This window comes from Actinoplanes sp. CA-015351 (assembly GCF_050955685.1).
Classification (GTDB): domain Bacteria; phylum Actinomycetota; class Actinomycetes; order Mycobacteriales; family Micromonosporaceae; genus Actinoplanes.
Window position 1 is genome coordinate 2,410,636 of sequence record NZ_CP192102.1, and the last position, 13,791, is coordinate 2,424,426.

The window sequence follows — 13,791 nt, forward strand, 5'->3', positions numbered from 1 at the left end:
GTCGGCTGGACAGAGGTGGCATAGGGCATTCATAGACTCCGCTGTTTGCATGGTTCCCAAGCAATCGGCACATTGCGGAGGAAACGTGAGTTCAACTTTTCAGGGTCGTCGGCTTCCTAATCCGGACGAGGAGGTGTTCGACCAGGGGCTGGGGTTCGACCTCGGCACACTGATGGGACGGCGCAACGTCCTGCGCGCGTTCGGGGCCGGTGCGGTCGCGTTCGGGCTCGCGGCGTGCGGTGATTCGTCGTCCTCGACCTCGTCGGCTGCCACCTCGTCCACGGCGACCACGTCGTCGGGGGAGATTCCGGACGAGACCGCGGGGCCGTACCCCGGCGACGGATCGAACGGTCCGGACGTTCTCGAACAGAGCGGGATCGTTCGCAGCGACATCCGGTCCAGTTTCGGCGATGCCAGTGGCACTGCTGAAGGCGTACCCATGTCGCTTGAATTGACGATCAAGGACCTGGCGAACGGCGGGGCTGCGTTTGCCGGTGTGGCTGTCTACGTGTGGCACTGTGACCGCGCCGGTCTGTACTCGATGTACTCCGAAGGGGTCACCGAGGAGAATTATCTGCGCGGCGTCCAGATCACCGACGACTCGGGCACGGTGTCGTTCACCAGCATCTTCCCGGCGTGTTACACCGGGCGCTGGCCGCACATCCACTTCGAGGTGTACCCGACCGAGGCCGACATCACGGACTCGACGAAGGCGATCGCCACCTCGCAGGTCGCGCTTCCCAAGGACGTCTGCGACACGGTCTACAAGGAGACCGGGTACGAGGCCTCGGTGGCGAACCTGGCGCAGGTGACCCTGGACAACGACAACGTGTTCGGCGACGACGGTGGCGCCAGCCAGCTGGGCACCGCGACCGGCGACGTGAGCAGCGGATATGCGGTTTCGCTGTCGGTCGGGGTGGACACGCGCACGACGCCGACCGGTGGCGCTGCCCCGGCCGGTGGCGGCGGGCAACCGGGCGGGACGCCGCCGTCGGGCGCGCCGGGTGGTGGTGGCCCGGGCGGGACGCCGCCGTCGGGTGCTCCGGGTGGCGGCGGTCCGGGTGGGGCGCCGCCGTCGGGTGCGCCGGCGGCCTGAGGTCCGTTGTCCTTGCTGAAGCGCCGCGTGGAGATTGGCTCCGCGCGGCGCTTTTGCTGTGGCGCTTTGGTGTGGGCGCCTTGGTGTGGCGCCTTTCGCTCGGTGTGGCGCTTTCACTGCCGAAAGTCGTTCGCGTTCGGACAGTGCGGTCGTGATGATGCGGTGATGACCAATGTGCCTGAGGGCTTCACATATCGCGTCCGGAAGAACGGCGACATCGAGGTGCTGCATCATGGGCGGCCGGCGGCGGTGCTCCGGGGTGCCGCAGCGCAGCGATTCCTCGTCGACGTCGACCTTGAGGATCCGCAGGAGTTGATGGCGCGGCTGACCGGGAACTACAAGCATGGCAACGAGCGAATGGCCCGCAACCATCCGCGCAATCGCCGGCGCTGAACGGGCAGCTCAGAGGACCTTCGTGCCGTACATTTCGCCGAGGGGGTCGGCGATGAGTTCGATGCGGGCGCCGTCCGGGTCCTGGAAGTAGACGGAGACGCCGCTGTGAACGGTGTGGTCCACGCCTGCCTGGGCCAGCCGGGCGACCAGCTCGTCCCAGCGAGCCGGGTCGACCGAGATGGCCATGTGGTGCAGCCCGCCGAGGACTTCGGCGTACGGGCCCAGGTTCAGGCCGGGGAGGTCGAAGAACGCCAGAAGGTTGCCGTTGCCGATGTCGAAGAAGAAGTGCGAGGAGCCGGGGTAATCGCGGTTCTCGATCAGCTCGGTCAGGGGGAACCCGAGCAGGTCCTGGTAGAAGCGGACGGTCGTCTCCACGTCGCTGCTGATCAGGGCGGTGTGGTGCAGACCGCGGGCGGTGGAGGCCGGACGGTCCGCGGCGGGGATCAGATGCGTCTCGCGGATGCGGTGGCGGTCGGCTTCGAACTTGGCGAGGTCGGTGTCGCTCATGGTTCCTGAGCTTGCCATGCGTCGAGACAGGCAGACACGACTCTCGGGCGCGGCCCTGCACAGCCCTGGGGTGGCGTGACGACCGCCACTGTGAGGCCGGGGCCACTTCTCTGTTTAAGAGAGGTGGCTTTGGTGCACAGTGATGTGCAACTTACCGGAGGGCGGCGGTCATGGTCGTAGTCGTGGTGTTCGCAGCGGCGTTGGTGCTCGGGGTCGGCTCCGCGCGAGCGATGTGGCCGGACGAGCTGGACAACTGACGGGCCGCGGGTTCGCCGGGCTCGGCCAGGCCACCCGATTCACGGCCGAACAGCTGCGGGCCGCGAGCCGCGGGGTCCGATACCCGGCAAACGCCGCTTGACCAGAGCTTGCCTTGATTGCGACGGCGCAGGGCTCGCATGCCGCCCGCGACGACGGCGCGCCCGGCCCGACGTCTCTCGGTCGCCGGATCCGTGGTGATCCGGGACGGCTCCCGGGCCGCGCACGTGGAGCACACGATGGCCCTGCATGGACCCCGGTTCGTCCTCCCGGCCCACATGGGGTCTGCGCCTCAACGCCGCCGAAAGTGCGAACGCACGCGACCGGGACACCGGGAGCACGAAGCGTCCTCCACGGGGCGACGTCGCCGAACTGCGAGCGCACGCGGCCGAGACGAGGGCGCACGGAAGCGCCGCCCAGCGGTGATGATGGCCCACGTAGCAGGTGTGTGCGTTGGCGTCTCGGCTATGGCGTGGATGAAGGCGCACGGAGCGGTTCCGTGTGACCCGGTCCACGTCGCTCGGGGCCGAGAGCTTCGCAGGGTCCCGAGGGCCCCGGCCAGGCGGCCAGCGCCGACCAGCGCACACGGAACCCGTGGCCCTCCGCGACGACAACAGCGGAAAGAGCCTGCGGCACCGAAAACGCTCGGGCCGGGCCACGCTCGGGCCGGGCCACGCTCGCGCCGGGCCACGCTCGCGCCCGCGTCGTTGCCGCGCTCGCGCCTTGGCGGCGCAGAACGCGAAAATTCGGTGACCGCGGCACGCTCGGGCCGAAATGCGGGCAGGACTTGCCACGATCTGGACCGGGTGACGCGCGAGCGGGCGGCACGCCGGCAGGCGGCACGCGTGGCGGATAGCGCGCCGGGCAGACCGCGCGTGGCGGATAGCGCGCCGGGCAGACCGCGCGTGGCAAATTGCTCGCTGGGCAGATTGCGCGTGGCGGATAGCTCGCTGCGCAGACTGCGCGGGTGGTGGGTGCGGAATCGGCCCGCTTTCGGAATATAGACAGATCTCGTTCAACATCGTTACGGCGCGGTAAAATGAAGCATGTGGGAGCGCTCCCAGAACGCGCTCTCAAGCCGACCCGCAGGAGGACCTGTTGCGTTACGGGCACTTCGATGACGACAAGCGCGAGTACGTGATCGACCGGCCGGACACGCCGCTGCCGTGGATCAACTACCTCGGCACCGACGCGTACTTCGGGATCATCTCCAACACCGCCGGCGGGTACTCGTTCTATCGCGACGCCAAACTGCGGCGGCTCACCCGCTACCGGTACAACAACGCGCCCCTCGACGTCGGCGGACGTTACGTCTACGTCCGCGACGACGAGACCGGCGACTATTGGTCACCCTCCTGGCAACCCACCCGAGAGAAAGAGCTGACCGGGTACGAATGCCGGCACGGCCTGTCCTACACGAAGATCGCTTCGGCCCGGGGCGGCATCGCGGCCGAGACGCTGTACTTCGCGCCGCTGGGTGAGAGCCTCGAGGTGTGGCGGGTGCGGGTGACGAACACCCGGGACACCCCGGCCGAGCTGTCGCTGTTCTCCTCGGTCGAGTTCTGCCTGTGGGACGCGCAGGACGACGCCACGAACTACCAGCGCAACTACTCGATCGGTCAGGTCGAGGTCGAGGACGGCGTGATCTACCACAAGACCGAGTACCGGGAGCGGCGCGACCACTTCGCGTACTTCGCCTGCTCGGAGCCGTTGACCGGGTTCGACACGTCACGGGACGCTTTTCTCGGTCCTTATCGAGGGTACGACCGGCCGGCTGCCGTGGAGAACGGCGCGGCAAGTGACTCGATCGCGCACGGCTGGCAGCCGATCGGCAGCCACCACGTCAAGCTGGCGCTCGCGCCCGGCGAGACTCGTGAGGTCGAGTTCGTGCTGGGGTACGCGGAGAACCCGAAGGACGCCAAGTTCGACCCGCCGGGATCGCAGACGCTGAACAAGTCCCGGGTCAAGCCGGTGATCGAGCGGTGGCTGCGGCCGGAGACGGTCGAGCAGGGGTTCACCGAGTTGACGACCTACTGGGACGGGCTGCTCGGACAGCTCCAGGTCAGGACCCCGGACGGCGACACCGACCGGATGGTGAACATCTGGAACGCGTACCAATGTCTTGTCACCTTCAACATGAGCCGCTCCGCCTCGGGGTACGAGTCGGGGATCGGCCGTGGCATGGGGTTCCGCGACTCGAACCAGGACCTGCTCGGCTTCGTGCACATGGTTCCGGAGCGGGCGCGGCAGCGGATCCTGGACATCGCTGCCACCCAGAAGGAGACCGGCGGCGCGTACCACCAGTACCAGCCGCTGACGAAGCGCGGCAACAACGACATCGGCGAGGGTTTCAACGACGACCCGCTGTGGCTGATCCTGGGCGTGGCCGCGTACGTGAAGGAGACCGGTGACACCGGGCTGCTGGACGAGGCGGTGCCGTTCGACAACGCGGCCGGCAGCGAGGAGCCGCTCTACGAGCACCTGCGCCGGTCCCTGCGGTACACCCTGGAACGGCTGGGCCCGCACGGGCTGCCGCTGATCGGCCGGGCCGACTGGAACGACTGCCTGAACCTGAACTGCTTCTCCGACACTCCGGGTGAGCCGTTCCAGACCACCGAGAACGCCCACGGCGGGGTCGCCGAGTCGGTGTTCATCGCCGGTCTCTTCGTGCTGGCCGCCAAGGAGCTGGCCGGTATCGCCGCGCTGCGGGAGCTGGACGGCGAGGAGGTCTACTACCGGGCCGCTGCCGAGAAGATGGCCGGCACGGTCGCCGAGCACGGCTGGGACGGCGCGTGGTTCCGGCGGGCGTACGACTTCCACGGCAACGTGATCGGGTCAGGGGAGAACGACGAGGGGCAGATATTCATCGAGCCGCAGGGCATCTGCGTGCTCGGCGGGGTCGGCCTGGACGACGGCCTGGCGGCGAAAGCCCTGGACAGTGTGGCGGAGCGGCTCGCCACCCCGCACGGCATCGTGCTCCAGCAGCCGGCCTACTCGGGGTACCGCATCGAGCTCGGCGAGATCTCGTCGTACCCGCCCGGGTACAAGGAGAACGCCGGGATCTTCTGCCACACCAACCCGTGGATCATGATCGCCGAGGCGATGACCGGCAACGGTGACCGCGCGTTCGACTACTACCAGCGGCTCAACCCGTCGGCGCGGGAGTCGATCAGCGAGGTGCACCGCTGCGAGCCGTACGTGTACGCGCAGATGATCGCCGGCAAGGACGCCCCGACCCACGGCGAGGCGAAGAACTCCTGGCTCTCCGGCACCGCCGCCTGGAACTTCGTGGCGATCACGCAGTGGATCCTCGGCATCCGCCCCGATTTCACCGGCCTGCGGGTCGACCCGGTCCTGCCCGGCGGCTGGACGGGATTCGAGGCGACCCGCAGGTTCCGTGGCGCCACCTACGAGATTTCGGTGCGGGCCGGCGACCGAGTCACCCACCTGGAGATCGACGGCGCCCGCGTCGAGGGAAACCTGATCCCCCTGGCGGAGCCGGGCGCCGTCGTCAAGGTCACGGCGTTCAGCGAGTGAAAGCGCCGGGGTGCGCGCTCGCCGGCGGGCGCCCCGGCCTCACCGTAGCTCCGATGAGGGCACGGGGATGTCGTCGGCCAGCAGCCAGGCGTTGGCGAGGTCGCGCCAGAGGCCGTCCGGAATCGGCAGCCGCGCCATCGCCGCCGCGTCGGCCACCTCCTCCGCCGACCGCATCCCGACCAGCACCGACGTGACCGCAGGGTGGGCGAGGGGGAACTGCATCGCGGCCGCCCGCAGCGGCACGCCGTGCCGCTCGCAGAGCCGGGCCATCGCCTGCGCGCGGGCTGCGATCTCGGGCGCCGCCTGCCGGTACTCGTAGATCTTGGTGTTCCAGGGGTCGGCCAGCACACCGGAATTGAAGACGCCGCCGACGATCACCGAGACGCCCCGGCGTTCACATTCGGGCAGCAGGTCGGCCAAGCCGGATTGGTCGAGCAGCGAATAACGGCCGGCGAGCAGCACACAGTCGAGAAGGCCGGTGCGAACGAATTCGGTCAGCATCCGGGATTGATTCATCCCAGCGGAAACCGCCCGGATCACGCCGTCCTTGCGCAGGCCGGCGAGCACCGGCAGAGCGCCGGCCAGCGCCTCGTCAAAATGGGAATCCGGGTCGTGCAGATGAAGAACGTCGATCCGGTCCAGGCCGAGACGATTCAGGCTTTCTTCGTACGCGCTCCGAGTCCCCTCAGCGGTGAAATCGAAGACCGGGGTGCAACCGGTGGGTTCGGCCCAGATATCCGGTTCTGGCGGGCCGGCCCGGGGCACCAAACGCCTGCCGACTTTCGTCGAGAGCGTGAAATCGGAGCGTTTTCGCAGTGCCGCGCCGGCCCTGCGTTCCGACAATCCGGCGCCGTAGAGCGGCGCGGTATCGAAGAAACGCACCCCCAGCCGCCAGGCCGTATCGATCGCCTCCACTGCGGCCTCGTCACCGACCGGGGTGAACAGACCCCCGATCGGAGCCAGACCCATGCCGAGCCGGGTGACCGTGACGCCGGAGGCGCCGAACTCCACATTCTCGAACGGATCCACTCCAGTTGTTTAACGGTGATCGATGTCCGGGTCAACCGCTGGCGGGACGCTGCGTACATATTCCGTCGCAATCGGTCGATGAATCGGCCCCGGTATGAGCACCCCGCACCGGCCGAAGATCCGCTGCGCGGGTGACCGACGTGATAGGCAGTGAGGATGAAACCGCGCCGCTATCCGGTTCCGGCCCCTGTCACCGAGGGGGATCTGACGATCTGGCGTGACGCCGTCGTCGGCGAGGTGAGCGGATTCCGGCCGCTCATGCTTGACGTTTTCCGGCCGGCGGGTGACGACAAACGCCCCCTGATCGTCTGGATTCACGGCGGCGCGTGGCGCAAAGGCAGCAATAAAGGCGAGGCAGTCGCCCAGGTTCCCGACCATCTGGTGAAAGCCGGGTACGCGGTGGCCAGGGTGACGTACCGGCTCAGTGGCGAGGCGCGGTTCCCCGCGCAGCTGCACGATGTGAAAGCGGCCGTCCGCTGGCTGCGTCAGCACGCCACCGAGCTGGGTGTCGACCCGGCGCGGTTCGGTGTGTGGGGCGAATCGGCCGGCGGGCATCTCGCCGCCATGGTGGCGCTGACCGGCAAGGACCCGGAGCTGGCCGGCGACGTCGGGGTCTCCGGCCCGTCCGACTCGGTGGCGGCCGCCGTGGTCTGGTACGGCCCGTCGAACCTGCTCAGCATGGCCTCGCAGAACCACCCGGACGGCCTGCAGGACCACGACGACCCGGAGTCGCCGGAGAGCCGCCTGATCGGCGGGCCGGTGCAGGAGCTGCCCAAGGAGGCGGCGGCGGCCAGCCCGGTCACCTACGTGACCGAATCGGCGCCGCCGATCCTGCTGGTGCACGGCGACGAGGACCGCATCGTGCCGGTGGGGCAGAGCATCGAGCTGCAGCAGCGGCTCGCCGAGGCGGGCACCCAGGTCGAGCTGCGGATCGTGGCGGGCGCCGATCACTGCCTGATCGGCGCCGACCTCGGTCCGGAGGTGAGCGCGTCGATCGCCCATCTTGACGGCGTACTCAAGAAGTCATAGACGGGGCAGGACCTTCGCGCCGAAGGTCTCCACGAACGGCCCGAGATCCTGACCCACGTGGTGCAGATAGATGCGGTCGAAACCGAGCGCCGCATAGCCCTTGAGCCAGTCGACGTGCTTCTCCAGGTCGGCGGAGATGTTGACCGACTCCCTGACCTGGTCGACCGTCACGTTCGCGGAGATCAGGTCGAATTCCTCGGCGGTGGCGGTGTCCCAGCAGACCGGCGGCTTGAAGATGTTGCTGCGCCACTGGTGGTGGGCGATCTCCTCGGCCTCGGTCTCGGTCGGCGCCCAGCTCAGATGGACCTGAAGGGCGATCGGGCCACGACCGCCGGCGCCCCGGTACGCCGAGATCATCTCGCGCAGGTGCTCCTCCGGCGCGTTCACCGTCACCAGGCCGTCGGCCCACTCGGCACACCAGCGAGCGGTCTTCACACTGATCGCCGCGCCGATCAGCGGCGGCGTCGCCTCCGGCCGGGTCCAGAGTCGCGCCCGATCGACGGTGATCAGGCCGTCGCGGGACACCTCCTCACCGGCCAGCAGGTCGCGGATCACGTCGACGCTCTCGCGCAGCCGGGCGTTGCGGACGTCCTTGCGCGGCCACTCGCCGCCGACCACGTGTTCGTTGCTGAACTCGCCGGAGCCCAGCGCGGTCCAGAACCGGCCCGGGTACATCGAGCCGAGCGTGCCGATCGCCTGCGCGATGATCGCCGGGTGGTAGCGGTGTCCGGGCGCGTTCACCACGCCGAACGACAGGTTCGTCGCCTGCAGCGCGGCGCCCAGCCAGGACCAGGCGAAACCCGACTGACCCTGGCGTTCGCTCCACGGCGAGAAATGGTCGGAACACATCGCCGCTTGGAAGCCGGCGCGTTCGGCGGCGATCACCGCCTGAAGGAGGTCACCGGGTGGGATCTGCTCGTGCGAGGCGTGGATGCCGTACTCCGTCATGCCTTCCTCGTACCCCAGCGAAGTGCCTTCACTAACCCGGTGCCATCACCAGGATCCCGAGACACATCTCGTCGCTGGTGCCCTCACCCCACACCACATAGCGCGACGGCAGCGTCTTGAGCTGCGGCAGCTGCTTGCGCAGCAGCGCGTCATGCGTACAGGTAACCCGGACTATGTCACCCTGAGCGACTTTCACCGGCTTTTTCAGGGGTACGAGTGACTGGTTGTCGAAGTCGTAGGCAGGTACATCGAGAACCGTTGTCGCTTTCGGTGTGCCCGGGTTCAGTTCGACCTTGATCGACCGGCCGAGCAGGTGCATGTGCCCCGCCGCCATGTAGATCGTCCCGGCCTCACCGACCGGCTGGTCGCAGTGCTGGGTGTTGCCCGCCTTCGGGGCCTGCCCGCCGTTGCACCACTGGTTGAGCTGCTCGACGGTCTCGGCTGACTCGGCGCCGAACCGTTTCGCCACGTCGGCGATCGCGGTTTCCCGGTCGCAGAGCGGTCCGCTGCCACCGGGCTCGCAGGGCAGTTCGATCGGCGCCTGCGCCAGCGCGGTCTCCAGCGGCTTGAGACCGGAGTCGCCGGCCGCGAGCCGCATCTTCATGCCGGACTGGTCGGCGCCGCTGGTGTTGAGCAGGTTGTAGTGCACCTGCATGATCAATTTGCTGCCGGGCGGCATGACGAAGCCGAACCCGTCCGGCATCAGGGTCTCGCCGGCGCCCGGGGCCCAGTGCGCCACCCACGCGGTCTGCCCCTGCACGCCGGAGTCGCCGAAGCAGGTCCAGCCCTCGCCGGTGCTTTCCTGATCGACTTTTTCGGCCTCGGTGGCCTGCTCCGGGTCGACCCGGTAGAAGATCGCGTGGTGCACGATCGCCTCGTTCTGCGGCAGGAACTGGCTGCCGGTCAGGTACGCGGGCTCGGTCAGCTGCGGATCGACCAGGAAGCACCGGTACTCGTCGGTGCCGCCGTTCGGCGCGGCCGGCGTGTAGGGCTGATCCAGCCCGACGTCGACGAACCGCTCGCCGTCACGCAGGGGTGAGGGGGGCGGCGCCGAGCCGCCGGTATGGCCGGCATGGCTGCTCGCCGCGGGTGCCGCGGGCTGCTCTGCCTCTGGGCCGGCCGCGCAGGCCGCCGTTCCCAGCAGCAGTGCGGTGACGGCGAGGGCTAGCGCAGGACGGGTGGATCTCATACGGGCCTCCCCGGGGCCAGGTTACGAGACCACCTCATCCTCCCGAACTGGTCATGATCGATGTATCCGTGACAACCCGGAAAAAGCGCCCCTTAGGGGTGGACCGGTAAAGGTTCCTTGGTAATTGTTCGCTTTGTGTTTGGGAGCGCGACCAGTAAGGTCGTCAATCGCGCATTATCGACTATTGCCGAAGCGCAATTTAAGCCGCCCATAATCAAAAATTGAAACTTACGAGGAAAAGACATGCGAACGTACGGTCGCGGCCGTCGGCTGATCGCGGGGGCGATCGCTGTGCTGGCGTTGGGTGCGTGCTCACCGGGCACTCCGCAGGCGGAGGGTGTCGCGGTCAACTCGACGCTAGACCCCGCTTCACCTGGGACAACAGGAGCAAGCGCGGTTCCGGGAGGCGTCCCGGTCAGTGGTGCGGCGAATCCGTCGGCCGGCCCTGGCGGCTCGGTGGGCGCGAGTGCGGGCGCCAGTGCCAGTGCCAGTGCCAGTGCCGGCGCGAGTGCCGGCGCGAGTGCCGGCGCCGCCGCCACCTCGGGGAAATGCGCTCGCCCGGCCTCGGCCGCTCCGAAATCCGCAATCACCGACGTGAAGCTGCCGAATTCCGTCATCGGATACGGCTCCGAAGGTGACACCGAAAAGCTTCCGCTCGCCATTGCGGCCCGTCCCGACGGCACCTCCTGGCTGGCCTGGATGGGCACGAACGGCAAGGTCAACCTCGGCAAGCTCGGCTGCGACGACAAGCTGACCGGCACACCCACCAGCTTCACCGGCATCGATCTGCAGGATGTGGCCGCCGACGCGACCGGCGGTGTGCTGCTGCTGACCCGCAAGGGCACCTGCGGCGACGGGCCGCTCTGCGGCGGCGAGTCCAGCCCGTGCAACACCATGCACATGGTCCGGTTCGACAACAACGGCAAGCTGGTCTGGGAGCGCCAGGTCACCAACCTGACCGGCGGCAAGCAGGGGTACGACGACGGCGCCCGGTTCATCTGGTGGTACCAGCATCACGGACGGCTCGCGACCGACGGCAAGAACTGGGCGGCCTACTTCGGCGTCGCCATCACCGTGCAGAACGGCAGCTGCGTCGACGTGCACGAGGGGGACCGGATGCAGGTCGTCTCCGCGAACGGCAAGCTCGTCAGCGGGCACGCCGACGCGTTCGAGGTGGGCTGCAGCCACGCCTGGACGTCACGGATCGTCTGGGACCCGAGGACGAAGAAGTTCGTGACGGTCTGCGCCACCGACAACGAATGCCGGATCGCCCAGCCCGACCCCTATCGAACGGTCGCGGCCGGTACCTGTGACGGCAGCCTCTTCAACGGTGACGTGGTGCTCGCCAAGAGCAAGGGTTACTGGGCGGCGTGGAGCCAGGGCGGCTCGGTGCGGCTGGAGAAGTTCAGCACCGGCACGTCGACCAGCACGGTCAAGACCGGCGCTTCGGCCGCGCACCCGCATCTGGTCGGTTACGGCACTGGGCGGATGCTGCTGGCCTGGCAGTCCGGGTCGTCGATGGCCGTTCAGGCGTACGACTCGAGTACCGGCTCGACCGTCGGTGCGAAGCTGACGGTCAAGGTGAAGGACCACGCCTACCAGGCGTTCAAGGCGTACTCCGACGGCAGCGTGGCCTATCCGGCCGCCGGCAGCGGCAGCACGTCGGTGAAGATCGCGCGAGTCCTGCCGATCGGCTGACGTACGGGGAGGCGCCTTCCGAAGAAGGCGCCTCCCCGTCACGCGGTGATCGGTGTCCAGTCGACGTACTTGCCGCTGCGGTTGTCGCCCGAGGACCGCCCGCGCAGGCGCCGGTTGATCCACGGCAGCACGTGCTCCCGGTAATAGCGCACCTCGGCCGCCAGGCTCTTCGTCCCGGCCGGGTCCGGCGCCACCACGTGCGCCTCGGTCGGGTAACCCAGCGCGTTCAGCACCACGCCGGCGACCCGGCGGTGGCCGTTCGTGTTCAGGTGCAGCCGGTCGCCCGACCAGTACTGCGGCTTCTGGATCTCCTTGTCGTGGAACATGTCCACGAACGTCAGGTCGTACTTGCCGACGAACGCGGAGACCGCGTTGGTCAGCGCCTCACCCTTCGGCCTCATCCGGCTGCCCATCGGCAGGTGCCCGGACGGGTCGGCGCCGCTGAGCAGCAGCACCCGCACGCCGGCGTCGAGGCACCGGCGCACCGCCTGCTCGGTCATCTCGACGAGACGAGCCATGTCGTTGCCCGGACGCATCATGTCGTTGCCTCCGCCGTTGAGCGACAGCAGCGTCGGCGGCGGTGACAGGGACAGGGCGGCGTCCAGCTGCTCCGTGACGATCGGCTCCAGAAGCCGGCCACGGATCGCCAGGTTCGCGTACTCGATGGGTTTTCCCTCGCCGGCGGCGATGCCGGCCGCGACCAGATCCGCCCAGCCGCGCTCGCTGCCGTCAGGCAGCGTGCCGCCCAGTCCCTCGGTGAAGCTGTCACCGATGGCGACGTACCTCGTCATAACCCACTCCCGCGTTGTTGATCAGCTCTGACGCTACCCGGCGGGGGACCCCGAGTGATCGTTCAGGACGTGTCCTGGCAAGCTTTGCGGCCGTGGAAGCTCTCCGGTTGGTTCTCCTCTTCATTCACCTCGTCGGATTCGCGCTGCTGCTCGGCGGCGGTGTCGCGACGCTGCTTTCCGGCAAGATCCGGATCAGCAAGCCGGTGCTCTGGGGCTCGATCATCCAGCTGGTCAGCGGCCTCGGGCTGGCCGCGCCGCTGCGCGGTGGCGGCGACGACGAGCCGGACCCGGTCAAGCTGGGCGTGAAGTTGCTCGTAGCGATACTCATCTTCATCATGGTCTTCATCCCGCGGAAGCGGGACGAGCTCAACAAGGGCCACTTCATCGGCATCATCACGCTTACCGTGGTGAATGCGGCGGTAGCGGTCTTCTGGCGCTGAGCGCATACGGGGAAGGCAACACTGGCCGGCGGCGCGTACCCTCGATCGGGCAGCCGGCGACCCACGTGATCATGCCCACGGCGCGGCCACAGGGCGGTTGCGTAGGATTTCGGGTCGCACGACCGCAACTGACGCAAGCCAAGGAGCACGATGCCGCTCACTCCCGCTGACATTCACAATGTCGCCTTCAAGAAACCCCCGATCGGCAAGCGGGGTTACGACGAGGAGGAGGTCGACGCGTTCCTGGACGAGGTGGAGCAGGAGCTGATCCGTCTCATCGACGAGAACGGCGCTCTGCGTGACCAGGCCCAGCGCGGCGGCGGCGCCCCACCGAACGCGGCTTCGACGATGGTGCTCAACAACGAGTTCGCCGAGCTCGCCTCCCAGCTGGAGCGCCTGCAGGAGGCGCGCGCCCGCGCCGAGCAGAACGCGCGCAACATGCAGTCCCAGCTCGAGCGCGCCCGCTCCGAGGCGTCCAGCCAGAGCCAGGCCCTGGTGCCGGTCGATGACGACCGCAACTCGCGGGTGCTGATGATGGCGCAGCGCACCGCCGACGAGCACATGCGTGACGCCCAGCGCGAGTCCGACTCGGTGCTCACCGGCGCACAGAACAAGGCTGAGCAGCTGATGAGCGACGCCCAGCTCAAAGCCAGCACGATAGAGAGCGACGCGCGGCGCAACCACGCCGAGGCGATGGACAGCATCGTCGAGAAGCGTGCCGCCCTGCTCGACGAGATCGACCGGCTGGCCCAGCTCGCGCAGAGTTACCAGGGCGCGCTGACCAACCACGTCCAGCAGCAGCTGATGGATCTGACCAGCGCCCCCGACGGCGCGGTCTGACGGTCATGCTTTGCCCGGGGCTCTCAACGCCCCGGGCAA

The 13,791-nt window shown here is 68.3% G+C and carries 12 protein-coding genes; 7 read left to right on the top strand and 5 right to left on the bottom strand.

Annotated features, from left to right (window positions below):
* The first annotated feature begins 85 nt into the window (after nucleotides 1–85).
* Complete coding sequence (locus ACQP2E_RS10825) at nucleotides 86–1,096, top strand: intradiol ring-cleavage dioxygenase (RefSeq protein ID WP_433830423.1); 1,011 nt, start codon at nucleotides 86–88, stop codon at nucleotides 1,094–1,096.
* Nucleotides 1,097–1,261: 165 nt separating this feature from the next.
* On the top strand, nucleotides 1,262–1,489 hold the full coding sequence (locus ACQP2E_RS10830) for a hypothetical protein (protein WP_433830425.1): 228 nt from the start codon (nucleotides 1,262–1,264) through the stop codon (nucleotides 1,487–1,489).
* A gap of 9 nt (nucleotides 1,490–1,498) precedes the next feature.
* Here the strand turns inward: ACQP2E_RS10830 and ACQP2E_RS10835 are convergent, their stop codons facing one another.
* The gene (locus tag ACQP2E_RS10835) at nucleotides 1,499–1,996 is read right to left on the bottom strand and encodes a VOC family protein (RefSeq protein ID WP_433830427.1); all 498 of its coding nucleotides are present in this window, start codon (nucleotides 1,994–1,996) and stop codon (nucleotides 1,499–1,501) included.
* Between the two features lie 1,353 nt (nucleotides 1,997–3,349).
* On the opposite strand from ACQP2E_RS10835, the gene ACQP2E_RS10840 reads away from it, so the two are divergent.
* Nucleotides 3,350–5,788 carry a GH36-type glycosyl hydrolase domain-containing protein gene (locus tag ACQP2E_RS10840; protein WP_433830429.1) on the top strand — a complete coding sequence of 813 codons (2,439 nt, stop codon included), beginning with the start codon at nucleotides 3,350–3,352 and terminating at the stop codon, nucleotides 5,786–5,788.
* 39 nt (nucleotides 5,789–5,827) lie between these two features.
* On the opposite strand, the gene ACQP2E_RS10845 is transcribed toward ACQP2E_RS10840, so the two are convergent.
* Nucleotides 5,828–6,817 carry an aldo/keto reductase gene (locus ACQP2E_RS10845; protein ID WP_433830431.1) on the bottom strand — a complete coding sequence of 330 codons (990 nt, stop codon included), beginning with the start codon at nucleotides 6,815–6,817 and terminating at the stop codon, nucleotides 5,828–5,830.
* A 156-nt stretch (nucleotides 6,818–6,973) separates the two neighbouring features.
* On the opposite strand from ACQP2E_RS10845, the gene ACQP2E_RS10850 reads away from it, so the two are divergent.
* Nucleotides 6,974–7,846 carry an alpha/beta fold hydrolase gene (locus tag ACQP2E_RS10850; RefSeq protein ID WP_433830432.1) on the top strand — a complete coding sequence of 291 codons (873 nt, stop codon included), beginning with the start codon at nucleotides 6,974–6,976 and terminating at the stop codon, nucleotides 7,844–7,846.
* Here the strand turns inward: ACQP2E_RS10850 and ACQP2E_RS10855 are convergent.
* Both ACQP2E_RS10855 and ACQP2E_RS10860 read right to left on the bottom strand, forming a co-directional pair.
* Entirely contained in the window at nucleotides 7,841–8,794 is a 954-nt protein-coding gene (locus ACQP2E_RS10855; RefSeq protein ID WP_433830434.1) for a TIGR03885 family FMN-dependent LLM class oxidoreductase, read from the bottom strand. The two genes, ACQP2E_RS10850 and ACQP2E_RS10855, sit on opposite strands and share 6 nt — an antisense overlap.
* A gap of 31 nt (nucleotides 8,795–8,825) precedes the next feature.
* A complete protein-coding gene (locus ACQP2E_RS10860) occupies nucleotides 8,826–9,983 on the bottom strand; it encodes a monooxygenase (protein WP_433830436.1) in 1,158 nt (385 codons plus the stop codon).
* 594 nt (nucleotides 9,984–10,577) lie between these two features.
* Here ACQP2E_RS10860 and ACQP2E_RS10865 point away from each other — a divergent pair.
* Entirely contained in the window at nucleotides 10,578–11,681 is a 1,104-nt protein-coding gene (locus tag ACQP2E_RS10865) for a hypothetical protein (RefSeq protein ID WP_433830438.1), read from the top strand.
* A 38-nt stretch (nucleotides 11,682–11,719) separates the two neighbouring features.
* On the opposite strand, the gene ACQP2E_RS10870 is transcribed toward ACQP2E_RS10865, so the two are convergent.
* On the bottom strand, nucleotides 11,720–12,472 hold the full coding sequence (locus ACQP2E_RS10870) for an SGNH/GDSL hydrolase family protein (RefSeq protein WP_433830440.1): 753 nt from the start codon (nucleotides 12,470–12,472) through the stop codon (nucleotides 11,720–11,722).
* A 92-nt stretch (nucleotides 12,473–12,564) separates the two neighbouring features.
* Between ACQP2E_RS10870 and ACQP2E_RS10875 the strand changes: the two genes are divergently transcribed.
* Both ACQP2E_RS10875 and ACQP2E_RS10880 read left to right on the top strand, forming a co-directional pair.
* Nucleotides 12,565–12,912 carry a hypothetical protein gene (locus ACQP2E_RS10875; RefSeq protein ID WP_433830442.1) on the top strand — a complete coding sequence of 116 codons (348 nt, stop codon included), beginning with the start codon at nucleotides 12,565–12,567 and terminating at the stop codon, nucleotides 12,910–12,912.
* A 150-nt stretch (nucleotides 12,913–13,062) separates the two neighbouring features.
* Nucleotides 13,063–13,752, top strand: a complete 690-nt coding sequence (locus ACQP2E_RS10880) for a DivIVA domain-containing protein (RefSeq protein ID WP_433830444.1) — start codon at nucleotides 13,063–13,065, stop codon at nucleotides 13,750–13,752.
* Nucleotides 13,753–13,791: the final 39 nt, after the last annotated feature.

Bases quoted from the DNA above. Each gene is read 5' to 3' on its own strand.
- ACQP2E_RS10830 (WP_433830425.1), top strand. From the start codon at position 1,262: ATGACCAATGTGCCTGAGGGCTTCACATATCGCGTCCGGAAGAACGGC.
- ACQP2E_RS10835 (WP_433830427.1), bottom strand. From the start codon at position 1,996: ATGAGCGACACCGACCTCGCCAAGTTCGAAGCCGACCGCCACCGCATC.
- ACQP2E_RS10850 (WP_433830432.1), top strand. From the start codon at position 6,974: ATGAAACCGCGCCGCTATCCGGTTCCGGCCCCTGTCACCGAGGGGGAT.
- ACQP2E_RS10855 (WP_433830434.1), bottom strand. From the start codon at position 8,794: ATGACGGAGTACGGCATCCACGCCTCGCACGAGCAGATCCCACCCGGT.
- ACQP2E_RS10860 (WP_433830436.1), bottom strand. From the start codon at position 9,983: ATGAGATCCACCCGTCCTGCGCTAGCCCTCGCCGTCACCGCACTGCTG.
- ACQP2E_RS10870 (WP_433830440.1), bottom strand. From the start codon at position 12,472: ATGACGAGGTACGTCGCCATCGGTGACAGCTTCACCGAGGGACTGGGC.
- ACQP2E_RS10880 (WP_433830444.1), top strand. From the start codon at position 13,063: ATGCCGCTCACTCCCGCTGACATTCACAATGTCGCCTTCAAGAAACCC.